21 protein-coding genes are annotated in these 21,215 nt (G+C 71.4%); 13 read left to right on the forward strand and 8 right to left on the reverse strand.

The features are described from left to right. The first annotated feature begins 66 nt into the window (after positions 1-66). Genes KOI35_RS32000 through KOI35_RS32010 form a run of 3 tightly spaced genes read left to right on the forward strand, consistent with a single transcriptional unit; the run spans position 67 to position 3,793 of the window. Positions 67-960: an alpha/beta fold hydrolase gene (locus KOI35_RS32000; protein WP_215792389.1), complete on the forward strand. Its 894-nt coding sequence runs from the start codon at positions 67-69 to the stop codon at positions 958-960. Further along, on the forward strand, positions 957-2,036 hold the full coding sequence (locus KOI35_RS32005; protein ID WP_215792390.1) for a M20/M25/M40 family metallo-hydrolase: 1,080 nt from the start codon (positions 957-959) through the stop codon (positions 2,034-2,036). Before KOI35_RS32000 ends, KOI35_RS32005 begins: the two co-directional genes overlap by 4 nt. Beyond that, positions 2,033-3,793 (forward strand): alpha/beta hydrolase family protein, encoded by a 1,761-nt coding sequence (locus KOI35_RS32010; RefSeq protein WP_215792391.1) that lies wholly within the window; start codon positions 2,033-2,035, stop codon positions 3,791-3,793. Before KOI35_RS32005 ends, KOI35_RS32010 begins: the two co-directional genes overlap by 4 nt. On the opposite strand, the gene KOI35_RS32015 is transcribed toward KOI35_RS32010, so the two are convergent. After that, on the reverse strand, positions 3,772-4,479 hold the full coding sequence (locus KOI35_RS32015; RefSeq protein WP_215792392.1) for a TetR/AcrR family transcriptional regulator: 708 nt from the start codon (positions 4,477-4,479) through the stop codon (positions 3,772-3,774). The genes KOI35_RS32010 and KOI35_RS32015 overlap by 22 nt on opposite strands. Positions 4,480-4,679: 200 nt before the next feature. Between KOI35_RS32015 and KOI35_RS32020 the strand changes: the two genes are divergently transcribed. From KOI35_RS32020 to KOI35_RS32045, 6 genes are read left to right on the forward strand one after another with little or no spacing between them, the layout of a single operon-like run. After that, positions 4,680-6,347, forward strand: coding sequence for an ABC transporter substrate-binding protein (locus tag KOI35_RS32020; protein WP_215792393.1), 1,668 nt, complete (start codon positions 4,680-4,682; stop codon positions 6,345-6,347). After that, positions 6,329-7,315 (forward strand): ABC transporter permease, encoded by a 987-nt coding sequence (locus KOI35_RS32025; protein WP_215792394.1) that lies wholly within the window; start codon positions 6,329-6,331, stop codon positions 7,313-7,315. Before KOI35_RS32020 ends, KOI35_RS32025 begins: the two co-directional genes overlap by 19 nt. Beyond that, the gene (locus KOI35_RS32030; RefSeq protein WP_215792395.1) at positions 7,312-8,175 is read left to right on the forward strand and encodes an ABC transporter permease; all 864 of its coding nucleotides are present in this window, start codon (positions 7,312-7,314) and stop codon (positions 8,173-8,175) included. Before KOI35_RS32025 ends, KOI35_RS32030 begins: the two co-directional genes overlap by 4 nt. After that, the gene (locus KOI35_RS32035) at positions 8,172-9,170 is read left to right on the forward strand and encodes an ABC transporter ATP-binding protein (RefSeq protein WP_215792396.1); all 999 of its coding nucleotides are present in this window, start codon (positions 8,172-8,174) and stop codon (positions 9,168-9,170) included. Before KOI35_RS32030 ends, KOI35_RS32035 begins: the two co-directional genes overlap by 4 nt. Beyond that, positions 9,167-10,150: an ABC transporter ATP-binding protein gene (locus KOI35_RS32040; protein ID WP_215792397.1), complete on the forward strand. Its 984-nt coding sequence runs from the start codon at positions 9,167-9,169 to the stop codon at positions 10,148-10,150. Before KOI35_RS32035 ends, KOI35_RS32040 begins: the two co-directional genes overlap by 4 nt. A 3-nt stretch (positions 10,151-10,153) precedes the next feature. Beyond that, positions 10,154-11,230, forward strand: coding sequence for a tartrate dehydrogenase (locus tag KOI35_RS32045; RefSeq protein WP_215792398.1), 1,077 nt, complete (start codon positions 10,154-10,156; stop codon positions 11,228-11,230). Here the strand turns inward: KOI35_RS32045 and KOI35_RS32050 are convergent. Further along, the gene (locus tag KOI35_RS32050) at positions 11,201-12,109 is read right to left on the reverse strand and encodes an alpha/beta hydrolase (RefSeq protein WP_215792399.1); all 909 of its coding nucleotides are present in this window, start codon (positions 12,107-12,109) and stop codon (positions 11,201-11,203) included. The genes KOI35_RS32045 and KOI35_RS32050 overlap by 30 nt on opposite strands. 79 nt (positions 12,110-12,188) lie before the next feature. On the opposite strand from KOI35_RS32050, the gene KOI35_RS32055 reads away from it, so the two are divergent. The 3 genes from KOI35_RS32055 to KOI35_RS32065 are packed head-to-tail and all read left to right on the forward strand — an operon-like array spanning position 12,189 to position 14,210. Next, positions 12,189-12,602 (forward strand): MarR family winged helix-turn-helix transcriptional regulator, encoded by a 414-nt coding sequence (locus KOI35_RS32055; RefSeq protein WP_215792400.1) that lies wholly within the window; start codon positions 12,189-12,191, stop codon positions 12,600-12,602. A 34-nt stretch (positions 12,603-12,636) separates the two neighbouring features. Beyond that, positions 12,637-13,326 carry an alpha/beta fold hydrolase gene (locus tag KOI35_RS32060; protein WP_215792401.1) on the forward strand — a complete coding sequence of 230 codons (690 nt, stop codon included), beginning with the start codon at positions 12,637-12,639 and terminating at the stop codon, positions 13,324-13,326. Beyond that, the gene (locus KOI35_RS32065) at positions 13,326-14,210 is read left to right on the forward strand and encodes a DUF5996 family protein (RefSeq protein ID WP_215792402.1); all 885 of its coding nucleotides are present in this window, start codon (positions 13,326-13,328) and stop codon (positions 14,208-14,210) included. Before KOI35_RS32060 ends, KOI35_RS32065 begins: the two co-directional genes overlap by 1 nt. A 40-nt stretch (positions 14,211-14,250) precedes the next feature. Here the strand turns inward: KOI35_RS32065 and KOI35_RS32070 are convergent, their stop codons facing one another. Genes KOI35_RS32070 through KOI35_RS32095 form a run of 6 tightly spaced genes read right to left on the reverse strand, consistent with a single transcriptional unit; the run spans position 14,251 to position 19,819 of the window. Continuing rightward, positions 14,251-14,766, reverse strand: a complete 516-nt coding sequence (locus tag KOI35_RS32070; protein WP_215792403.1) for a LeuD/DmdB family oxidoreductase small subunit — start codon at positions 14,764-14,766, stop codon at positions 14,251-14,253. Continuing rightward, positions 14,763-16,037 (reverse strand): aconitase/3-isopropylmalate dehydratase large subunit family protein, encoded by a 1,275-nt coding sequence (locus KOI35_RS32075; RefSeq protein WP_215792404.1) that lies wholly within the window; start codon positions 16,035-16,037, stop codon positions 14,763-14,765. Before KOI35_RS32075 ends, KOI35_RS32070 begins: the two co-directional genes overlap by 4 nt. After that, a complete protein-coding gene (locus KOI35_RS32080) occupies positions 16,034-16,885 on the reverse strand; it encodes an isocitrate lyase/PEP mutase family protein (RefSeq protein ID WP_215792405.1) in 852 nt (283 codons plus the stop codon). The genes KOI35_RS32075 and KOI35_RS32080 overlap by 4 nt, the downstream gene beginning before the upstream one ends. After that, complete coding sequence (locus KOI35_RS32085) at positions 16,882-17,964, reverse strand: alcohol dehydrogenase catalytic domain-containing protein (RefSeq protein WP_215792406.1); 1,083 nt, start codon at positions 17,962-17,964, stop codon at positions 16,882-16,884. Before KOI35_RS32085 ends, KOI35_RS32080 begins: the two co-directional genes overlap by 4 nt. Positions 17,965-17,975: 11 nt before the next feature. Continuing rightward, the gene (locus tag KOI35_RS32090; RefSeq protein WP_215792407.1) at positions 17,976-18,596 is read right to left on the reverse strand and encodes an isochorismatase family protein; all 621 of its coding nucleotides are present in this window, start codon (positions 18,594-18,596) and stop codon (positions 17,976-17,978) included. Further along, positions 18,593-19,819, reverse strand: coding sequence for an FAD-dependent oxidoreductase (locus KOI35_RS32095; protein ID WP_215792408.1), 1,227 nt, complete (start codon positions 19,817-19,819; stop codon positions 18,593-18,595). Before KOI35_RS32095 ends, KOI35_RS32090 begins: the two co-directional genes overlap by 4 nt. A 314-nt stretch (positions 19,820-20,133) precedes the next feature. Here KOI35_RS32095 and KOI35_RS32100 point away from each other — a divergent pair, with 314 nt between their 5' ends. Next, the gene (locus tag KOI35_RS32100; RefSeq protein ID WP_215792409.1) at positions 20,134-21,198 is read left to right on the forward strand and encodes a sugar ABC transporter substrate-binding protein; all 1,065 of its coding nucleotides are present in this window, start codon (positions 20,134-20,136) and stop codon (positions 21,196-21,198) included. Positions 21,199-21,215: the final 17 nt, after the last annotated feature.

A 21,215-nucleotide genomic window follows, 5' to 3' on the forward strand; every position in this document is an offset into this window, starting at 1 on the left:
TGGCGCCGACAGAAGGCGTTGTCAATGACGTAGACTATAGGTGTGACGCCGGGGTAGCGTGCGGCCATGTCTTGGGAAGCGGTCGACGCGGTTCGCTCCGACGTGGTTCGGGACGGGGTGCGGACGGCGGTGTGGCGGGCCGGGCGGGGATCGCCGGTGCTGCTGTTGCACGGCTATCCGCAATGCCACCTGATGTGGCGGCACGTGGCCGCCGACCTGGCTCGCGACCACGAAGTCGTGGTGACCGACCTGCGGGGTTACGGCGCGTCGTCGGCCCCGCCGGATGATGCTGAGCACACCGTCTACAGCAAGCGTGAGATGGCCGCCGACCAGGCGCGGGTGATGCGCGAGCTCGGGCACGAGCGGTTCGCGGTGGTCGGGCACGACCGGGGTGGCCGGGTGGCCCATCGGCTCGCGCTCGACTTCCCGGAGGAGGTCACCTCGGTCGCGGTCCTCGACATCGTGCCCACCCTGCACATGTACGAGCATGTCGACCGGGCCATGGCCGAGACCTACTTCCACTGGTTCCTGCTCAGCCGGCCGGCGCCGCTGCCCGAGGAGCTGATCGGGGCCGCGCCGGACGCCTGGATCGCCGGCCGGTTCCGGGGGCGGCACGCGGGGGGCCGGGTCATCGAGGCCGAGGCGATCGAGGCGTACGCCCGTTACTTCCGGCGCCCGGCGACGATCGCCGCCTCGTGTGCCGACTACCGAGCCGCCGCGACCACCGACCTCGCGCACGACCGGGCCGACCGTGCGGCCCGCCGCCGGCTCGGCATGCCCGTGCTCGCGGCCTGGGGCGCGACGAGCTATGTCGGGCGGCACTTCGACGTGTCCGGCACCTGGCGCGCGGTCGCCGACCACGTGACCGGGCGGGCCCTGCCGGCCGATCATTACGTGCCCGAGGAGGCGCCGGTCGAACTGTGCGAGGCCCTGCGCGAATTCTGGAGGGTGCCACGATGAAGGACCGCCTCGGCCACCTGGTCGGCCTCGAGACCCCCTCCGGGGACGCGGCCCGCCTGACCGCCGCGTACGACCTGGTGTCCGCCTGGTTCGCACGGCTCGGCCGGGCGCCGGAACGGGTCGTCGTCGACGGCGTCCCGCACCTCTACTGGGCGCCGTTGTCGAGCCACAGCGTGCTGTTGCTGGGCCACATCGACACCGTGTGGCCGGCGGGCACCGTGGACCGCCGGCCGTTCACGGTGACCGGCGACCGGGTGACCGGGCCGGGCGTGTTCGACATGAAGGCGGGCGTGGTCCTGGCCGCCGAGGCGGTCGCCCGCGTCGCCGACCCGTCGGGGGTGGCCGTGCTGCTCACCGGGGACGAGGAGGTCGGCTCGGTGACGTCGCGGGCACTGCTGGAACGGGCGGCCTCGGGCTGCCGGGCCGTGCTGGTGACCGAACCCAGCCTGGACGGCGATCTCAAGACCGCCCGCAAAGGCTGCGCCTCGTACGAGGTGACGTTCTCGGGCCGGGCCGCCCACGCGGGGCTGGAGCCGGAGCGGGGACACAACGCCCTGGCCGAGATGGCGGCACTCGTCACGCATTGCGCGACCCTCGCCGACCGTGCGAGGGAAACCACCGTGACCCCGACTCTGGCCGTCGCCGGATCCGCGCTCAACGTGGTGCCCGCCTCGGCTCGGCTGACGCTCGACGTGCGGTCGTGGGACCTGGCCGAACTCGAGCGGGTGGACGCCGCCGTGCGTGGCTTCCGGACCGGCGACCCGGCCGTCACCATCGAGGTCGGCGGCGGCGTCAACCGGCCCCCGATGCCCGTCTCGGCCTCGGCCGGACTGGCCGGGCTGGCCCAGCGACTCGCCGCCGGACTCGGGCTGGCCGTGCCGGGCACGGTGGCCGCCGGTGGCGCGTCCGACGGCAACTTCACCGCCGCCCTCGGCATCCCCACACTCGACGGGCTGGGCGCGATCGGCGGTGGCGCCCACGCCGAGTCCGAATGGGTCGACCTGCCCTCCCTCGAAGGCCGGGCCGCCCTGCTGACCGCCCTGATCGACGCCCTGCACACCGGAGGAGAAGCATGACCGACAAGTGGTTCACGACTCCGCGGCTGCGGACGGTCCGGCCGGTCCGCGGCCGCAGGACCGAGGCGGCCCTGCTGATCGAGGAAGGGCGTGCCGGGACGACCGGCCGCATCTGGCCCGGCGGAGAAGGGGAGCTGCTCCCGTTCGAGGTGCCGCTCGACGCCGAGCTCACCCCCGACCTGCGCCATGTGCTCATGTTGGACGACGACGGCGGCAGCGAGGTCGGCCACCTGGTCGCGCGGCCGGTCGACGGTGGTCCCGCCGTCGATCTGACCCCGGACCGGGAGCCGTACGTGTTGCGCGGGCTGGACGTCGGTGCCGAATCCGTGCTGATCACGGCGGTGGACGAGGCGGGCTTCCACGCCGTGCTCATCCCGGCCGCCCGTACGGTGTGGTCGTCCCCGCACGAGGCCTGGTACGCCCGGCTGTCCGCCGACGGCCGCACGATGTGCATCGACTCGACCGATCACAACCCGGGCGTCCGTCGTACGGCGGTGACAGTGGTCGACGTGGCCACCGGTGACACCGTCGCGGTTCTCGACGACCTGCCGACCGGCCCGGTTCGCGCGACCCGATTCAGCCCGGAACCGGGCGACACTCGGCTGCTGGTGAGCACCGAACGGTCCGGATACGCGCGACCGGCGGTGTGGAACTACGCGACCGGTGCCCGCACCGACCTCGAACCGGCCGGCGTCGAGGGCGAACTGATCCCGCTCGACTGGCACGCGGCGACCGGCCGGGTTCTGGCCCTGCACGTCGACGAGGGCCGGCACCGCCTGCTGGTGCTCGACGAACGCGACGGGCGGATCCTCGACGTCGTCGACGAGCCCGGCGCCTACGCCAACCCGGATGTGGCCGACGTGCACGACTGGCAGTGGGCCTCGTACTTCGCGCCCGACGGCACGCTGCGGGTGCTGCGGTCGAGGTGGGACCAGCCGGTGCAGGTGGTCGGCCTGATCGACCCGGCCCCGGTCCCGCCCGGGGTACGTCTCGATTCGCACATGGTCACCAGCGCCGACGGCTCGAAGGTTCAGGTGTGGTGGGCGCGCCCGCCCGGTAATAAAAAATGCGGCACCATCCTGGAGATCCACGGCGGCCCGAACCTGGTGCACGTCGACGAGTACTCCCCGACGGCACAGGCCTGGCTGGACGCCGGTTTCGCGTACGCGGCGGTCAACTACCGGGGGTCGGTGACGTTCGGCCGGGCCTTCCGCGAGGGGTTCTGGCGGGCCGGGGTGGAGCCGGAGCTGGCCGACGTACGGGCGGCTCTCGACTTTCTCCGCGAGCAGGGCGTGGCCCGGCCCGAGTCGACCTTCGTGACCGGGGCCTCGTACGGCGGGCACATGACCCTGCAGTGCCTGGGCCGGCTGCCGGACGACTTCGCCGGCGGGTTCGCGCACGTCGCCATGGCCGACTGGGCGTCGGCGTTCGACGAGATGAACCCGGCCGTCCGCGGCGTGTGGATGACCTGGGTCGGCGGCGACGCCGAGGCGATCGCCCGGTTCTCGGCCATCACCTATGTCGGCCAGGTGCGCGGCTCGGTCTGGCTCAACCAGGGCAGCCGCGACACCCGGACGCCCGGCACCCAGATCCAGCGGTACGCCGACGCGCTGGCCGCGGCCGGCGGTGACGTGGTGCTGCACTGGTTCGACGCGGGCCACGAGCCGACCGGACTGGACCGCGAACGTGCCGACCACGAGACGATGCTGGCCCTCACCCGGCGGACGGAAAAGCGTCAGTCTTGGGAAGACAGCTGACGGGCGCGCTGCTCGATCGCGTCCAGCAGCAGCTCGATGCCCTCCTCGTAGACCGTCGGGTCGCCGATGCCGTGCAGATGCTCGGCGACCTGGGCGATCCGCGGATATTGCTCGGGGTCGACCTCGGCGTAGCTGGTGCGCCAGGCCATCTCGTCGGCCCGGCGCAGGGTGGCCGGCAGCGCCGTCACGGCGGCCTCGATCGAGGACAGGCTGCGCACGAAGTTGCCGAACACCCGCAGGTAGAGCACGGCCTCGGTGGGCGGCAGCCCGGCCCGCAGCAGCGCGTCGAGCGCCAGTTCCACGTTGGCGAACTCGGTCGGCCGACGGGTCGTGCGGGCGGCCATCTGCTGGGCGAACTCCGGATAGCGCAGATAGTGCTGGTGGATGCTGTCGGACAGTGACTTGAGATCGCTGCGCCAGTCGTCGGTCGGGACGTGCTTGCCGCCGTACGACTCGTTGCGCAGCGCGTCGATCAGCTCGAGGACCAGCTCGTCCTTGTCGCGGAAGTGCCGGTAGATCGACGTCGGGTGGGCGTCGAGCTCCTCGCCCAGCGCCTGGAACGTCAGGCCCTCCAGCCCGCTGCGCACGGCCACCGTCTTGGCGGCCTGGATGATCACGTCGCGACTGAGGCTGTCGCGTGCGCGCCGGGGCCGTCGGGGTCGCTCGCTGGCGGCTGGCTTCACCATGAACGCATCCTATTCCCCCGCAGTCACGGCGTACGTCTTCGCGTTAGTCAATCAAGATGACTAAGACCCTTGCTAAGCGATGAACAGCGCCCTACGCTCGGCACACCCGCCACGTCCGGACGGGGATTCGCACCGATCCGCTCCGCCAGCCGCGTACGTTGAGGAGTGCAGCCATGTCGAGTTCTCATCTTCTTCCGCGCATGAAGCCGCGCGTTTGGATAGCCGCCGTCTCGCTGGTCGCGCTGGGGGCCTGCTCCACCGGCGGCGGCGCCGTCACCGACCGGTCCGCCGCGCCTTCAGCCCGGCCGGTCACCCAGGGTGGTTCGCTGGTCATCGGCGCCGAGCAGGAGCCGGACTGTGCCGACTGGATCGCGACCTGCGCCGGGGCCATCTGGGGCACCTACACGATGCAGGTGCCGACCATCCCCCAGGTCTTCGACACCCGCAAGGTCGGCGGGGTGTGGGCGCCGGTGCCGTCGGACATGATGGCCGGCGAGCCGCAGGCCACCATGCAGGGCGGCAAGCAGGTCATCACCTACAAGATCAGCCCGAAGGCCGTGTGGTCGGACGGCAAACCGATCAGCTCGGCCGACCTGAAGTACACGGCGCTGCAGATCCGCGACGGCGACGACATCTTCGACAAGACCGGCTACGACCGCATCGAGAAGGTCGACACCCCCGACGCGGCCACCGCGGTGGTGACCCTCAAGAGCGCGTACGCGGGCTGGCGCAGCCTGTTCAGCGTCTACGGCGTGCTGCCGGCCCACCTGCTCGAGGGCAAGGACCGCGCCGCGATCATGAAGGACGGCTACTCGTTCAGCGGTGGCCCGTGGAAGATCGCGAGCTGGCAGAAGGGCACCTCGGTCACGCTGGTACCCAACGACAAGTACTGGGGCGACAAACCCAAGCTGGACAAGGTCACCTTCAGCTTCCTGCCGGACACCTCGGCCGCCTTCCAGGCCCTCAAGAGCGGCCAGGTCGACGCGCTCTACCCGTCGCCCCAGCTCGACGCGATCAACCAGATCAAGGCCGGCCTGCCCGGCATCCAGTCGCAGGTCGATCCGCAGAGCGGCAGCCTCGAGGCGGTCTGGTTCAACAACGCGGCCGCCCCGTTCGACTCGGCGGCGGTGCGGCAGGCCTTCTCGTACGCGATCGACCGCAAGGCCATCGTCCAGCGCATCTACGGCGGGCTCGGCGTCACCCAGGTCGCGCAGAGCTTCAACACCCCGATCGTCGGCGCCTACGCGGGTCAGGACTTCTCGGCCTACCAGCTGGACCTGGGCCAGGTCGACTCGCTGATGACCGGGGACGGCTGGGCCAAGGGCGCCGACGGCGTGTGGGCCAAGAGCGGCCAGCGCGCCGAGTTCACGATGGTCAGCCTGGCCGCCAACAAGCGCCGCGACCTGATGGTGCAGATCCTGCAGGAGCAGCTCAAGACGGCCGGCTTCGCGATGAGCGTCAAGACCGAGACCCCGGCCAACCTGTTCAGCAAGATCACTCCGAAGGGCGCCTACCAGGCCGGGCTGTGGTCGCTGGTCGACACCTTCCCCGACCCGACGCTGAGCGCGACCTTCAACTCGGCCAACATCCCGAGCGACGCCAACGGCTTCTCCGGCATCAACTTCATCCGGGCCAAGGCCGACGGGCTGGACGGGCTGCTCGAGAAGGTCGACACCACGCTGGAGGTGCCCGCCCGCACCGAGGCGGCCAAACAGGCCGACGCGGTCATCGCCAAGGACGCGCTCTCGCTGCCGCTCGACACCGTGCCGCTGGTGCTGCTCTGGGCCGACAAGGTCGGCGGACCGCTGGCCATCAACCCGGTCGAGGGTCCCTTCTGGAACCTGGAGCAGTGGGGCATCGCAAGCTGATGGTCCGCTACGTCCTGCGCCGTCTCGTGGTGAGCGTGCCGGTCCTGCTGATCGCCTCGATGGTGCTCTTCTGGGCCGTCCGCAAGACCTTCGACCCGGTGGCCAAGCTGCGGCAGTCCCAGGACCCGCAGGCCGTGCAGCGCGCGATCGAGCAGCAGGGCCTGGACCGTTCCCTGCCCGAGCAGTACTGGCTCTGGCTACGGGCGTTCGCCGGTGGTGACTGGGGCAGCAGCAGCCGTACGGGCGAAGACGTGCGCTCGATGATCGTGCACGCGTTGTGGCCGACCGCGCAGCTCGCGTTCTGGAGCATCGCGGTCGCCACCGTCCTGGCCGCGCTGGTCGGCGTCTACTCGGCCGTACGGCAGTACTCCGGCGCCGACCACTTCTTCACCGGCCTGGCCTACGTGGGCATCTCGTTGCCGGCGTTCTGGTTCGGGCTGGTGCTGATCGACCTGCTGGCCGTCGGGCCGCGCCAGCGCTTCGGGCTGGCCGAGCCGCCGCTCTACTTCATCGGCCTGCACTCGAACGGACAGTCCGGCTTCGACCTCGACTACCTGCGTCATCTGGTGCTGCCGGTGGCCACCGTCTCGATCACCCTGGTCGCGACCTGGAGCCGGTTCGCCCGCTCGTCGATGCTCGACGCGCTGGCCAGCGACTACGTGCGGACGGCGCGGGCCAAGGGCGTCCCGCGCCGCCGCGTCATCTGGCGGCACGCCGCGCGCAACTCGGCCGCACCGTTCCTGACCGTCGTCGCCCTGGACGCGGCGCTGCTCATCGGAGGACTCGTGGTCACCGAGCAGATCTTCGCCATCCCCGGCATGGGCCGCCTGTTCTTCGCCTCGCTCGGTTCCGGCGACGTGTTCGTCCTGGTGCCGTGGATGCTGGTGGTCGCGGCGGCCATCGTGCTGTGCAACCTGCTGGCCGACATCGGTTACGCCCTTCTGGACCCGCGGGTGAGGCTGCGATGACGACGAGCGCGCCGGCCACCACCCGGCCCGGCTTCCTGCGCCGGTTCCTGCGGCACCGCCTGGCCGCGGCCGGGCTGATCATCCTGTTCGTGCTGCTGGTCGCCTGCTTCGGCGCCGACTGGCTCGCGCCGTTCGCCCGTGGCCACCAGGATCTGGCCCTCGGCCCGACCCCGCCCTCCGGCGCGCACTGGCTGGGCACCGACGAGCTCGGGCGCGACCAGCTGACCGAGCTGATGTACGCGGGCCGCATCTCGCTGGCCATCGGCCTGGCCGTGGCGATCCTGTCCACCGCCGTCGGCACCCTGCTCGGCGCGGTGGCCGGCTATCTGGGCGGGATCGGCAGCGAGGCGATCCTGCGGCTGACCGACCTGTTCCTGATCGTGCCCGGCATCGCCGTGCTGGCCCTGGCCCTGCAGGCGTTCGGCAGCTCGATGATCACGATCGTGCTGGTGCTGGCCGCGCTCGGCTGGACCTACATCGCCCGGGTGGTCCGCGGCCAGGTGCTATCGCTGCGCGAACGCGAGTTCGTCGAGGCGGCCCGCGGCATCGGCGCCTCCGGGGCCCGGATCATCTTCCGGCACCTGCTGCCCAACCTGGCCGGGGTGATCGCGGTCGGCATCTCGCTGTCGGTCGCGGCCGCGATCATCGCCGAGTCGACGCTGAGCTACCTCGGCTACGGCGTGCAGCCGCCGCAGACCAGCTGGGGCTCGCTGCTGAGCCAGGCGGCCGGCTATCTGGGCACGCCCCAGGCCTACCTGCTCTACACGCCGGGCCTGCTCATCCTGGTCGCGGTGCTGTGCGTGAACTTCATCGGCGACGGGCTGCGCGACGCCCTCGACCCGCGGGGACGGCAGCTGTGAACGAACCCCTGCTCGAGGTCACCGACCTGCGGGTCGACTACAAGACACACGCCGGTCCGGCCCATGTCGTCGACGGACTGTCGTTCCGGGTCGAGCCCGGTGAGACGCTGGGCATCGTCGGCGAGTCGGGGTCGGGCAAGACCATGACGTCGATGGCGATCCTCGGCCTGCTGCCCCGGGCGGCCCGGGTCTCCGGTTCGGTGCGCTTCGAAGGGCAGGAACTCGTCGGTCTCTCCGACCGCAGGCTGCGCGACATCCGGGGCCGCCGGATCGCCATGGTCTTCCAGGACGCGCTGGCCGCCCTCAACCCGGTGATGACCGTCGGCGACCAGCTGACCGAGGCGATCCGGGTGCACCGGCGGCAGGCGACCCGGCGCGAGCTGACCACGCGGGCCACCGAGCTGCTCGAGCTGGTCGGGATTCCTTCTCCCGTACGGCGTCTGGCCCAGTTTCCGCACGAGTTCTCCGGCGGCATGCGGCAACGCGTCATGATCGCGATGAGCATCGCCAACGAGCCCCGCCTGATCATCGCCGACGAGCCCACCACGGCCCTCGACGTCACCGTGCAGGCGCAGGTGCTCGATGTGCTCGGTGACGTGCAACGGCGTACGGGAGCCGCTCTGTTGCTCATCACCCACGACCTCGGGGTGGTGGCCGGGCTGGCCGATCGCGTGCTTGTGATGTACGGCGGTGACCAGATCGAACAGGGCGGCGTGGAGGACATCTTCTACACTCCGGCTCACCCCTACACGTCGGGGCTGCTGGCCTCGCTGCCCGCCATGCAGCGGCGGGTGCCGGGCGCCCGGCTGCACCAGATCGCCGGGCAGCCGCCCGCACCGACCGCCCTGCCACCCGGCTGCCGCTTCGCCGAACGCTGCCCGCACGCCGAACCGGGCCGGTGCGACCGGGCCAAACCGGAGCCGGTCGCCGTCTCCGCCACCCAGAAGGCGCGATGTGTGCGCGCCGGCGAGATCGCGGCGGAGGTGACCCGATGAGCTCGGCCCTGACCATCACCGACGTGACCAAGCACTACCGGATCGGCGGCGGGCTGTTCGGGCGCGGACATCAGTCGGTGCAGGCGGTCAACCGGGTGAGCCTGTCGGTGCCCGCCGCCCAGACGTACGGGCTGGTCGGCGAGACCGGCTGCGGCAAGTCCAGCCTGGGCCGGTGCGTGGCCCGGCTGGCCGACCCCGACCAGGGCCGCGTGCTGGTGGGCGACACCGACGTCGGGCCGGCCGGCGGGGTGCCGCTGCGGACCGTACGGCGGTTGGTGCAGTTGGTCTTCCAGGACCCGTACGCGTCGCTCAACCCCCGGCTGACCGTCGAGCAGATGCTGACCGAGCCGCTGGTCATCCACGGCCTGCACGCCGGGCGGCGGCGGGAACGCGTACGGGATCTGCTGGCCATGGTCGGACTCGGCGCGTCCGCGGCCGACCGGTTCCCGCACGAGTTCTCCGGAGGCCAGCGGCAACGGCTCGGTATCGCCCGTGCCCTCGCCGTCGAGCCGCAGGTGCTCGTGCTCGACGAGCCGGTCAGCGCGCTCGACGTGAGCGTGCGGGCCGGGGTGCTCAACCTGCTGGCCGACCTGCAGGACGAGTTCGGCCTGACCTACCTGTTCATCGCGCACGACCTGTCGGTCGTGCGGCATTCCAGTGCCACGGTGGGCGTGATGTATCTCGGCGGGGTGGTCGAGGAAGCGCCCACCGATCTACTTTTCGAGGCGCCCCGACATCCGTACACGCAAGCCTTGCTCTCGGCCGTGCCCCTGGCCGACCCGCGACGGGAACGGGCGCGCGAGCGCATCGTGCTGACCGGTGACGTGCCGAGCCCGGTCGACCCGCCGTCGGGCTGCCGCTTCCGGACCCGGTGCTGGAAGGCGACCGAGATCTGCACGACCGAACCGCCCCTGCTGCTGGAGGTGGGCGACGGTCAGCGGGTCGCCTGTCACCACCCCGCCGTTCGAGGAGAGAACTGAGTCATGGCGAGAATTGCGGTGATCCCGGGGGACGGCATCGGGCGTGAGGTGGTGCCCGAGGGCATCCGGGTGCTCGAAGCGGCGGCTTCGCTTCATGGCGTGCCGCTGGAGTTCGAGTGGTTCGACTTCGCCAGCGCCGACTACTGGACCCGGCACGGCACGATGCTGCCGGACGACTGGTTCGACCTGCTGCGGCCGTACGACGCGATCTTCTTCGGCGCGGTCGGCTGGCCCGAGGTGGTGCCCGACCACGTGTCGCTGTGGGGCAGCCTGCTGCAGTTCCGGCGCGGCTTCGACCAGTACGTCAACCTGCGCCCGTGCCGGTTGCTGCCGGGTGTGCCGAGCCCGCTGGCCGGACGGCAGGCCGGTGACATCGACTTCATCGTGGTGCGGGAGAACACCGAGGGCGAGTACTCGAGCATCGGCGGGCGGATGTTCGAGGGCACCGAGCGCGAACTCGTGGTGCAGCAGACCGTCATGACCCGCGTAGGGGTCGATCGGGTGCAGGCGTACGCGCTGGATCTGGCCGCCCGCCGCCCGGCCCGGCATCTCACCTCGGCGACCAAGAGCAACGGCATCTCGATCTCGATGCCCTACTGGGACGAGCGCATGCGGCAGGCCGCCGAGCGCCGGCCCGAGGTGCGGGTCGACCAGTTCCACATCGACGCGCTCACCGCGCATCTGGTGCTCGACCCGGGGAAGTTCGACGTCATCGTGGCCAGCAACCTGTTCGGCGACATCCTCTCGGATCTCGGCCCCGCGCTGACCGGCACGCTCGGGGTGGCGCCGAGCGCGAACATCAACCCCGAGCGGACCTTCCCCAGCCTGTTCGAGCCGGTGCACGGCTCGGCCCCGGACATCGCGGGCCGCGGCATCGCCAACCCGATCGGCCAGATCTGGTGCGGCGCGCTGATGCTCGAACACCTCGGGCAGCCGCGCGCCGCCGCCGCGATCGTGGCCGCCGTCGAGTCGGTGCTCACCGCGGGCACGCAGCTCACCCCCGATCTCGGCGGCGCCGCCCGGACCGAGGATCTGGGCCGGGCGATCGCCTCAGAGGTGGCTCGCGTAGAAGCCGGCTAGCCGGTCGACGGCGGCGTCCACGTATTCCGGGACGTCGTACATCTCGTAGTGCCGGGCGTCCGGGACCACCAGGCGGTCGACCGGGTTCGGGGCCAGCTTCCACAGCCGCTCGGCCGCCGTGTCGAACCCGGTGCCCTCCAGATGCTCGGCCAGCACCAGCTGCAGCGGCTGGGTCATGAGCTGGTCGACCAGGTGGAACGCGTCGAACCCGATCAGCAGCGAGTCGCCGCGGGTCAGCCGGCGGTTGGTCGAGCGCTCGTGACGGCCCCGGCCGGTGCGGTAGTAGGTGATCGCCTGCAGCAGGTCGACGTCGGTGACCCCGGCCGCGACCGCGTCGCCCATGGTGTCGGGCAGCCACTGCTCGCGGCTCAGTTCGCCGGTGCGGACCTCTTCGAGGCGTGCCTCGGCCAGGGCGTCGAGCGCGGCCGCCGGGCCGTCGGCCTGGAACCCGCGGAACGAGGCGCCGATCTCGCCCGGGTCGACCGCGCCGACCGCTTTGATGCGGTGGTCGGTGCGGGCGGTGAAGATCGCGTAGCCGCCGCCGGCGCAGATGCCGAGCACGCCGATGCGCTGCGGGTCGATGCCGGGGAGCGCGGTGAGGGCGTCGATCGCGTACGAGATGTCCTCGCTGCGCCGGTACGGGTCCTCCAGGTCACGGGGCTCGCCGCCGCTCTCGCCCTGGTGGGCCGGGTCGAACACGAGGGCCGCGATGCCGTGCGCGGCCAGCCGGGAAGCGTAGTTGGCGCCGATCTGCTCCTTCACGCTGCTGCCGGGCGTGGACAGCACGACGGCGCTCAGCGGGGCCGACGCGTCGAGTTCGTGGGGCAGGTGCAGTTCGGCGGCGAGCGTGATCGGTCCCCGCGGGATTTCGACGTGCATGGAACAACCCCTTTCGTTTCCGTACGGAATCACGATAGTTCGAAACCGTACTAGTTGCCACCGGCCTAGAATTGATCACATGTCGGTTGATGCCGCAGGTCTGTGGAGGTTGAACCACCGCCTGCTCACCGTGGTGCTGGACGCGTGCACCGCCGACCTGGCCGAGCTCGGGCTGGACACCAAGGAGTTCTTCGTGCTGGCCGAGGTGGCGACGTCGCCCTACCCGGCCGAGCTCGCGTCCACGCTCGTCATCTCCAAGGCGAGCATGACCGCGTACGTACGGAATCTGGTCGCCCTGGGTTTTCTGCGGCGCGAGATCGACGACGCCGACCTGCGCCGACACCGGCTCGAGCTGACTCCCACCGGGGTGGCGGCCCGCGACCGCGCCCTGGCCGTGCTCGCCGCCGAGTTCGACCGGCGACTCGACAAGATCACGTCACATGACCGCTCCGAGCTGGCCCGCATCCTGCTCGCCCTGACCGCCGCGGATTGACCCGGTTCCCACAACACGGTGTCGAATCGCCACCATGAAACCCACCGTCGTCCTCGTCCACGGGGCCTTCGCCGAGTCGGCCAGTTGGAGCGGGGTGATCGAGCGCCTGCCGGGCTACCCGGTCGTCGCCGCGCCCAACCCGCTGCGCAGCCTGACCGGCGACGCCGCCGTCGTCTCCAGCCTGCTCGCCACGATCAGCGGGCCGGTCGTGCTCGTCGGCCACTCGTACGGGGGCGCGGTCATCTCGAACGCCGCCGTCGGGCACGACCACGTGCGGGCGCTGGTGTTCGTCGCCGGGTTCGCGCCCGAGGCCGGGGAGAGCATCGGCGCGCTGTCCGGAAAATTCCCCGGCAGCACCCTGGGCGAGACGCTGCGCGAGGTGCCCCTGCCGGACGGGACGGTCGACCTCTACATCCGGCCCGAGAAGTTCCACCAGCAGTTCGCGGCCGACCTCACGCCCGAACGCGCCGCGATCGACGCCGCCACCCAGCGCCCGCTCAACACCACGGCGCTCAACGAGGGCTCCGGCGAACCGGCCTGGAAAACCGTGCCGTCCTGGTTCGTCTATCCCGAACTCGACTACAACATCCCGCTCGCCGCGCACCGTTTCATGGCCGAGCGCGCCGGTGCCCGGATCAGCGTGGAACTGCCCGGGGCGTCGCACGCCATCCCGGCCTCTTCGCCGGCCGCGGTGGCCGAGGTCATCGTGAAAGCGGCGAGCTGATGACGTGGCCGCGCCTGCGGGTGGCCGACTGGACCGAAACCCGCGACACCCTGCACATGTGGACGCAGATCGTGGGCAAGGTGCGCATGGCCTACGCGCCGCCGGTCAACCATTGGTGGCACTGCACGCTTTATCCCGGCGCGCGCGGGCTGAGCACGTCGGCCATTCCGTACGGGGAAACGGTCTTCACCCTTGATTTTGATTTCCTCGACCATCGCCTGCATATTCGCAGCAGCGACGGCCGGGCCCGCGAGGTCACGCTCGAACCGAAATCGGTGGCCACCTTCTACGGCGAAACGATGGAAGCACTCTCCACGTTGGGCATCGAACCGCGGATCCACGCGTCGCCCAACGAGGTCGAGGCGGCCATTCCCTTCGCCGAGGACGAGACCCATTTCTCGTACGACGGTGAAGCCGTGCAACGGTTCTGGCGCCAGATGCTGCAGGCGCAACGGGTGCTCGAACAGTTCCGGTCCGAGTTCGTGGGCAAGGCGAGCCCGGTGCATTTCTTCTGGGGTGCGATGGACCTCGCCTACACACGCTTTTCCGGCCGGGTCGCGCCGATTCACCCGGGTGGCGCCCCGAACTGCCCGCCGTGGGTGATGCAGGAGGGCTATTCACACGAGCTGGCCAGTTTCGGTTTCTGGCCCGGGGGCGGCACGGAAGGAGCGTTCTACGCGTATGCCTATCCGGAGCCTCCCGGTTATGCCGAGCGCACCGGCCGGTTCTATGACCACACCCTGAAGGAATGCCTGCTCCCGTACGAGGTGGCAGCCGACTCGGCCGATCCCGGCGCGACGGTGCTGGAGTTTCTGCGCACGACCTACGCGGGCGCCGCCGATCTGGGCGGCTGGGACCGCAAGGCCTTGGAAATGAGCCGATAGGACGAGGCGGCCGGTGGCCCGGTGGTTGCGTCGACGACCACTACGTGGTGGGTCGGCGCGGCTCCGAGCCGGCCAGGCGCTCGCGCACCCACGGCACGAGGCCGCCCGCCGCGACCAGCTCGGCGATGAACGGCGGCGCCGGCGGGATCGTCCACTCGGTGCCCTCACTGGCGAGGCGGCCCCGGGCCAGGTCGACCGTGACCGAAGCCCCGTCGCGCAGGGCCCGCGCCGCCGAAGGGTGCTCGATCACCGGCAGGCCCAGGTTGACGCAGTTGCGGAAGAAGATGCGCGCGAAGCTCTCCGCGATCACCGCCTGCACGCCCCGGCCGCGCAGGGCGAGCTGTGCGTGTTCGCGCGACGAGCCCAGGCCGAGGTTGCGCCCGGCGACCAGGATCGTCCCGGGCCCGATGCGTGCCGTCACCGCCGGGTCGTAGGCCTCGAGCAGGTGCGGGGCCAGCAGCTCGGGGTCGGTCACGTTGAGGTAGGCGCCCGGCACCATCATGTCGGTGTCGACGTCGTCGCCGATGCGGACCACGCCGCCGGTCATGGCCTTCATACGAGCACCGCCGGGTCGGTCAGTTCGCCGGTGACGGCGGCCGCGCCGGCCACCCACGCGTTGGCCAGGTAGACGCGCGAGCCGGGGTGGCCCATACGCCCGACGAAGTTGCGGTTGGTGGTGGCCACCGCGACCTCCCCGTCGTCCAGGATGCCGGTGTGGCCGCCGAAGCAGGCGCCGCACGTGGGTGGGGAAAGCATCGCCCCGGCGTCGAGCAGGGTCGCCACCACGCCCTCGGCCAGAGCCTGCCGATACGTGCGCTGGGTGGCCGGCACCACCACGAGCCGGGTGCCCTTGGCCACCGTGCGGCCGCGCATCACCGTGGCCAGGGCCCGCAGGTCGCTGATCGTGCCGTTGGCGCAGTTGCCGACGTAGACCTGATGAACTCGTACGCCCGAGCCGACCTCGTCGACTGTGCGCACGTTTCCGGGGCTCCACGGCGCGGCGATCAGCGGCGGCATGTCCGACACGTCGATGGTGACCTCCCGTTCGTACGCGGCGTCCGGGTCGGCGGCCACCGCGTCCGGCCGGTGCCCGAGGCGGGGTTCCAGCCAGTCGAGCGTCACGTCGTCGGCGGCCACCATGCCGGTCTTGGCGCCCGCCTCCACGGCCATGTTGCACAGGGCCATCCGATCGTCGACCGAGGTGCGCGTGAGCGCCTCGCCGGCGTATTCGACCGAGGCGTACGTCGAACCGCTCACCCCGCCGTGCCGCAGCAGCGCCAGCGCGAGGTCCTTGCCGGTCACGAAGCGCCCAGGTGTGCCGGCGAAGGTGACCCGGTGCGCCTCGGGCACCCGGATCCACAGCTGCCCGAGCGCGAGCACGGCGGCCACGTCGGTCGACCCGACGCCGGTGCCGAAGGCGCCCAGTGCCCCGGCCGTGCAGGTGTGCGAGTCACCGCCGACGACGACCCGGCCCGGCAGCACCCGGCCCTGCTCGGCCAGCAGCGCGTGCTCGATCCCGGAGTCCACGGTGGCCCCGGTCTCCCAGTAGTCCGCGATGCCCTGGGCGTCGGCGAACTCGCGCAGCAGCCGCACCTGGTGGGCGCTGCGGATGTCCTTGGCCGGCCAGAAGTGGTCGGCCACGCAGGCCACCCGGGCCGGGTCGAACACCCGCTCGGCGCCCATCCGCGCGAACTCCTTGAGCGCCACCGCCCCTGATACGTCGTTCAACATCAGCAGATCAACGTCCAGCAGCCCGTACGCCCCGGGCGTCACGTCCCCGACGCCGTGCGCCCGCAGCACCTTGGCGGTGAGGGTCTGCCCGGTCATCCGGCGACCTTGTCCTCGAAGGCCGCGAGCTCACCCAGGCCGACCACGTCGTTGAGGTCGTCGAGCGACATCACCACATGCGCGGCCCCGAGAGTGTCGCCCGTACGGCGCAGCCCGCGGAGCACCTCGAGCGCGGCCGCCGCCCCGGCCCGGATCGCCGCGGTGGGATAGATGACGACGCTGTAGCCCATCTCCCCCAGCGTCGCGGCGGGCAGGATCGGCGTCAGCCCGCTCTCGGACATGTTGACCATCAGCGGGCCACCCGCGGCGAGCTCACCGATGACGCGCAGCTCGTCCTCGCTCTGCGGCGCGTCGACGAAGCAGACGTCGGCGCCGGCCGCGCGGAAGAGGGCGACCCGGCGCAGCGCCTCGTCGAGGCCGTGGGTGGCCCGGGCGTCGGTGCGGGCGATGATCGCGGTGCCCGGGTCGCGGCGGCCGGCCACGGCGGCGGCGATCCGGCGTACGGCCTCGTCGGTCCCGACCACCCGCTTTCCCGCCATGTGCCCGCACTTCTTGGGCCAGTGCTGGTCCTCGATCTGCACGGCGGCGGCCCCGGCCAGTTCGAGGCGGCGCACGGTGTCACGCACATTGACGACGTCGCCGTAGCCGGTGTCGGCGTCCACGATCAGCGGCAGGTCGGTGACCGCGCGGATGGCGGCCACGCTCGCGGCGTTCTCGGCGGCGTCGTAGATGCCGATGTCGGGGCGGCCGTGCATGGCGGCCGAGACGGCGTACCCGCTGACGTAGATCGCCTCGAAGCCGGCCTTCTCGATCAGCCGGGCCTCGAGCGGGCTGCCGGCGCCGGCCACCACGTCGATGCCGGGGCGGGTGAACAGGTCGAGGGTCACTGGTCCTCCAGGTTGATCAGGGCGCGGGCCACTTCACCGGCCCGCAGGGCGTCGAACGCGTCGTTGATCCCGGCCAGCGGGTACACGCGGGAGACCAGCCGGTCGACCGGGAGCAGCCCGGCCCGGTACAGGCCGATCAGGCGCGGGATGTCACGGGCGGGCACGGCCGAACCGAGGTAGGAGCCGCGCAGCGTGCGTTCCTCGGCCACCAGTGAGACGGCCGGGATGCTCAGCTGCCGGTCGGGGTGGGGCAGGCCGACGGTCACCGTGGTGCCGCCGCGGGCGGTCATCGCGTACGCCTGGGCCAGCACCCGCTCGTTCCCGGCACATTCGATGACGGTCTCGTAGCGCTCACCGGAATCCACGTCGGCCCGGCGCGTGTGGTGGGCCCCCAGGGAGCGGGCCAGTTCGAGCTTGTCCTCGCGGACGTCCACCGCCAGCACCGGGTACGCCCCGGCCGCCACCGCCGCCAGCAGGGCACTGAGCCCGACCCCGCCCAGCCCGAGCACCGCCACCGAGCTCCCCGGCCGCACCGGGGCCGCGTTGAGCACCGCCCCCGCACCGGTGAGCACGCCGCAACCGAACAGCACGGCCACGTCGAGCGGCAGGTCCTTGTCCACCTGGACCAGCGACTCGCGCGACACCACGGTCTGCCGGGCGAACGCCGACACGCCCAGGTGCTGGTGCACCTCGGAGCCGTCGGCCCGGCGGAACGGGCGGGCACCGCGCAGCAGCGTGCCCGCGGTGTTGGCGGCTGCCCCCGGCTCGCACAGTGCGGGACGGCCGTTCACACACGGCGGGCAGGCACCACAGGCCGGCACGAATGTGCAGATCACGTGGTCGCCCGGCGCCAGGTCGGTGACCCCGGGTCCGATCTCGGCGACCACGCCGCTGGCCTCGTGGCCCAGTGCCATCGGGACCGGGCGGGGCCGGACACCGTCGATGACCGACAGGTCGGAGTGGCAGACCCCGGCGTACGCGAGGTCGAGCCGGACCTCGCCGCGGCCCGGCGCGGCCAGGGTCAGCTCCTCGACCACGAGCGGGCTGCCGATCGCGGGCAGCACTGCTGCTTGCACCATCGGACGTCTCCTTAGGAAAGCATGGACCGAGCCGTGGCCTGGTCGACCACGTCGGCGTACTTGGCCTGCAGGTCGCGCAGCGACGCCTCGTGGGCGTCGGTGGCCCGGTCGGCCACCCCGTCGCGGGCGACGACCACGCTGTAGCCGTGCTGCAGCGCGTCGACCGCGGTGGCCCGCACACAGCCCGAGGTGGAGGCGCCGGTGATGACGACGCTGTCGCAGCGTTCGGCGGTCAGCAGCGCGGCCAGGGTGGTGCCGGCGAACGCCGACGCGAACAGCTTGCTCAGCACGGCCTCGCCCGGCCGGGGCGCGATCCGCGGGTCGATCTCGGTGAGGCGGGACCCGGGCCGCAGAAGCAACAGGTTGGGCGACTTGGCGATGAACGCGTGGGCCGTGCGCTCGCCCGCTTCGTCGTACGCGATGGTCGTGTAGACCACCGGGCGTCCGGCCGTCCGCGCGGCGTCCAGCAGTTCGGCCACCGCCTCGACGGCCGGGCCGGTCGCGCACGACAGCGGCGACGCCGGGTCGGTGAAGCCGAGGTTGAGGTCGACCACGATCAGGGCCGGCCGCTCCCCCGGGCGCTGGGCCCCGCCGAACGACCCGCGCCGGTACGCCTCGTCCGCACTCGTCATGTCGCGGGCACGGGTCGCGCCGGCGCGAGCATGGCCGCCTCCAGCAGGTAGTCGCGGGCCCGCACCGGGTCGGCCGCGATGGCGCGCAGGCGCTCGTGCTGCTCGGCCCGGACGGCCGGATCGCGCTCCTGCATGGTCTGCCAGTTGCGGTGGGTCGCCTTCTGCACGTATTCCAGCGCGACCGTGCGCCGGGTCTCGGCGAACTCGTCGAGGGCCTCGGACGCACCTCCGAACGTCGCCTCCAGCGCCTTCACCGCGGCGACGGCGTCGTGGATGCCGCTGTTCATGCCCATGCCGCCGAGCGGGTTGTTGATGTGCGCGGCGTCGCCGACGAGCAGCACCCGCCGGTCCCGGAAGGTCGCGGCCACCCGCTGGTGCACGTTGTAGAGCGTGGTGTGGGTGACGTCGTAGCCGGGCGGGTACTCGGCCACGCCCTGCAGGCGCCGGGCGATCTCGGCCGGGTCCTGCACGCGGTCGAGATCGGCGCCGTCCTCGATCGGGAACAGCACCCGCCAGTGCCGGGGGGTGCGCAGCAGCACGAGCCACTCGTCGGGGTCGGACACGTAGTTGACGTAGGCCAGATCGTCGAGCAGCTCGGCCAGGTCGGTGGTGGTGCTGGCGACCAGGAACCGCTCGGGATACGTGATGCCGTCGAAGCCGATGTCCAGGTCACGGCGGGCGATGCTGTTGCTGCCGTCGGCCGCGACCACCCACTGCGCGGTCAGGGTGCCGGTCGGCAGGGTCAGCTCGACCCCGGACGCGTCCTGGCGCACCGCGGTCACCTCGGCCCCGCTCACCACCCGGACGTGCGGGAACTCGCCCAGTCTCCGGCGCACGATGCGCACCAGGTTGCTCTGCTCGCTCTGCAACCGGAACGGATAACGCGTGTCCCCGGCCAGCAGGGCGAGGTCGAAGCCGGCCACCACCCCGTCCCGCCGGTCCCGGTGCTGATAGGTGGGGGCGCGCAGGCCGGTGCCGAGCAGTTCGTCGGTGACGCCGAGCTCGTCCAGCATCTCCAGCGTCGGCGGGTGGAACGTCGAGGCGCGCGACTCGAGCGGGTTCGCGTACTGCTCGTGGTCGCTCTCCAGGGCGATGACGGTGATCCCGCGGACGGCCAGGGCGAGCGCGGCGACCGAACCGACCGGACCGAGGCCCAGCACGACGACGGTGTCCGGGCCGGCCTGGGACGGGAGAGCGGAGATGTGATCGGAAGTGGAGCTCATACCTCACCAATTCTCGTGAGATGAGAAAGTTTCTATTCAGATGCGGGAAACCATAGGCACGCCCCGGCGCGGCCGTCAATCGGCCGGATTCCCGGAAAGTGGCCCACGAGCTGGCGATACGGTTCCGTTACCGGCGGACACGAGGTCGTAACGGCAACCTCTTGACCAGCTTCTCGCGGCATGGTTATGGTCCGTGCCACACCGCAGTTCTCACTTTGCGGCAGGCCGCTCCTCACAAATTGAGATTTCCCGGCGTCGCTCCACACGCCGCCCGATCTTCCTTCCCGGTTTCTGCTCACCCCTTGGGAGAACCCATGAGCCGTACCCGAAAACTTCGACTGGTCGCCGCGGCGCTGGTGGCCCCCCTGCTGCTGACCGCCTGCACCCGGGCCGCCGAGCCCGCCGCCCCGGCCGCGGCCGAGCAGCCGGTGGTCACCAACAAGATCAAGGCCCCGGCCAAGACCCTGGGCATCTGGCAGTCCCAGGGCGACGGCGAGGGCCAGGTCGAGACCCTCGCGGGCATCAAGGCCGCGGCCGACGCGCTCGGCTGGAAGGTGGTCGTCACCGACTCCAACGGCGACCAGCAGGCCATGCAGAGCACGATGCAGTCGCTGATCTCGCAGAAGGTCGACGCGATCCTCACCGTGTTCGTGGCCAGCGGCCTGATCGCCGCGCAGCTGGCCCAGGCCAAGGCAGCCGGCATCCCGGTGCTCAGCGTCGGCTACCAGGGCACCCCGAACCCCAACATCACCGCCGAGTACGCCCCCGACCAGGCCGAGGAGGCCAAGCTCCTGCTCGAGCGGATGGGTAAGGACCTGGGCGACAAGGCCAAGATCGCCCCGATCGCTGTGCAGGGCTACTACGGCATCGACCAGGTGATGGCCGCCCTCGAGGCGCAGAAGGGCCAGTACGGCTTCAACGTGCTGCAGACCGCCAACGCGCCGGTGGCCGACATCTTCAACGGCCAGACCAAGGCGGCATCCAGCTTCCTCAACGCCAACCCCGACCTGAGCGCCTTCTACGCCGCCCTCGACATCGGCCCGCAGGCGATCGCCCCCGCGCTCAAGCAGACCGGCCGCGAGGTGCCGATCTACAGCTTCGGCGCGATCAGCTCGGCCCTCGACGCGGTCCGCAGCGGCCAGGCCATCGTCGCCACCTCGGACGGCACCGCCAAGGCCGGCTTCCTGGCCATCGACGCGCTGCTGGCGCTGTGGGTCAGCAACACCCCGATCCCGACCGAGATCCCGGCCGACCAGGCCCTGACCTACCAGATCATCGACAAGACCAACGCGCCGGCCAAGGGCGCCGCCGTCTACCTGCTGACCGAGATCAGCAAGCCGTTCTTCGACAGCTGGACCACCAAGTACGGCGCGGCCTGAGACCCGCGCAGGAAGAA

It is taken from the genome of Paractinoplanes bogorensis, from assembly GCF_018829635.1.
Classification (GTDB): domain Bacteria; phylum Actinomycetota; class Actinomycetes; order Mycobacteriales; family Micromonosporaceae; genus Actinoplanes; species Actinoplanes bogorensis.

Bases quoted from the DNA above. Each gene is read 5' to 3' on its own strand.
- KOI35_RS32040 (WP_215792397.1), top strand. From the start codon at position 9,167: ATGAGCTCGGCCCTGACCATCACCGACGTGACCAAGCACTACCGGATC.
- KOI35_RS32065 (WP_215792402.1), top strand. From the start codon at position 13,326: ATGACGTGGCCGCGCCTGCGGGTGGCCGACTGGACCGAAACCCGCGAC.
- KOI35_RS32020 (WP_215792393.1), top strand. From the start codon at position 4,680: ATGAAGCCGCGCGTTTGGATAGCCGCCGTCTCGCTGGTCGCGCTGGGG.
- KOI35_RS32030 (WP_215792395.1), top strand. From the start codon at position 7,312: ATGACGACGAGCGCGCCGGCCACCACCCGGCCCGGCTTCCTGCGCCGG.
- KOI35_RS32100 (WP_215792409.1), top strand. From the start codon at position 20,134: ATGAGCCGTACCCGAAAACTTCGACTGGTCGCCGCGGCGCTGGTGGCC.
- KOI35_RS32045 (WP_215792398.1), top strand. From the start codon at position 10,154: ATGGCGAGAATTGCGGTGATCCCGGGGGACGGCATCGGGCGTGAGGTG.
- KOI35_RS32010 (WP_215792391.1), top strand. From the start codon at position 2,033: ATGACCGACAAGTGGTTCACGACTCCGCGGCTGCGGACGGTCCGGCCG.
- KOI35_RS32000 (WP_215792389.1), top strand. From the start codon at position 67: ATGTCTTGGGAAGCGGTCGACGCGGTTCGCTCCGACGTGGTTCGGGAC.
- KOI35_RS32085 (WP_215792406.1), bottom strand. From the start codon at position 17,964: ATGGTGCAAGCAGCAGTGCTGCCCGCGATCGGCAGCCCGCTCGTGGTC.
- KOI35_RS32060 (WP_215792401.1), top strand. From the start codon at position 12,637: ATGAAACCCACCGTCGTCCTCGTCCACGGGGCCTTCGCCGAGTCGGCC.
- KOI35_RS32015 (WP_215792392.1), bottom strand. From the start codon at position 4,479: ATGGTGAAGCCAGCCGCCAGCGAGCGACCCCGACGGCCCCGGCGCGCA.
- KOI35_RS32070 (WP_215792403.1), bottom strand. From the start codon at position 14,766: ATGAAGGCCATGACCGGCGGCGTGGTCCGCATCGGCGACGACGTCGAC.
- KOI35_RS32075 (WP_215792404.1), bottom strand. From the start codon at position 16,037: ATGACCGGGCAGACCCTCACCGCCAAGGTGCTGCGGGCGCACGGCGTC.
- KOI35_RS32090 (WP_215792407.1), bottom strand. From the start codon at position 18,596: ATGACGAGTGCGGACGAGGCGTACCGGCGCGGGTCGTTCGGCGGGGCC.
- KOI35_RS32095 (WP_215792408.1), bottom strand. From the start codon at position 19,819: ATGAGCTCCACTTCCGATCACATCTCCGCTCTCCCGTCCCAGGCCGGC.
- KOI35_RS32055 (WP_215792400.1), top strand. From the start codon at position 12,189: ATGTCGGTTGATGCCGCAGGTCTGTGGAGGTTGAACCACCGCCTGCTC.
- KOI35_RS32050 (WP_215792399.1), bottom strand. From the start codon at position 12,109: ATGCACGTCGAAATCCCGCGGGGACCGATCACGCTCGCCGCCGAACTG.
- KOI35_RS32005 (WP_215792390.1), top strand. From the start codon at position 957: ATGAAGGACCGCCTCGGCCACCTGGTCGGCCTCGAGACCCCCTCCGGG.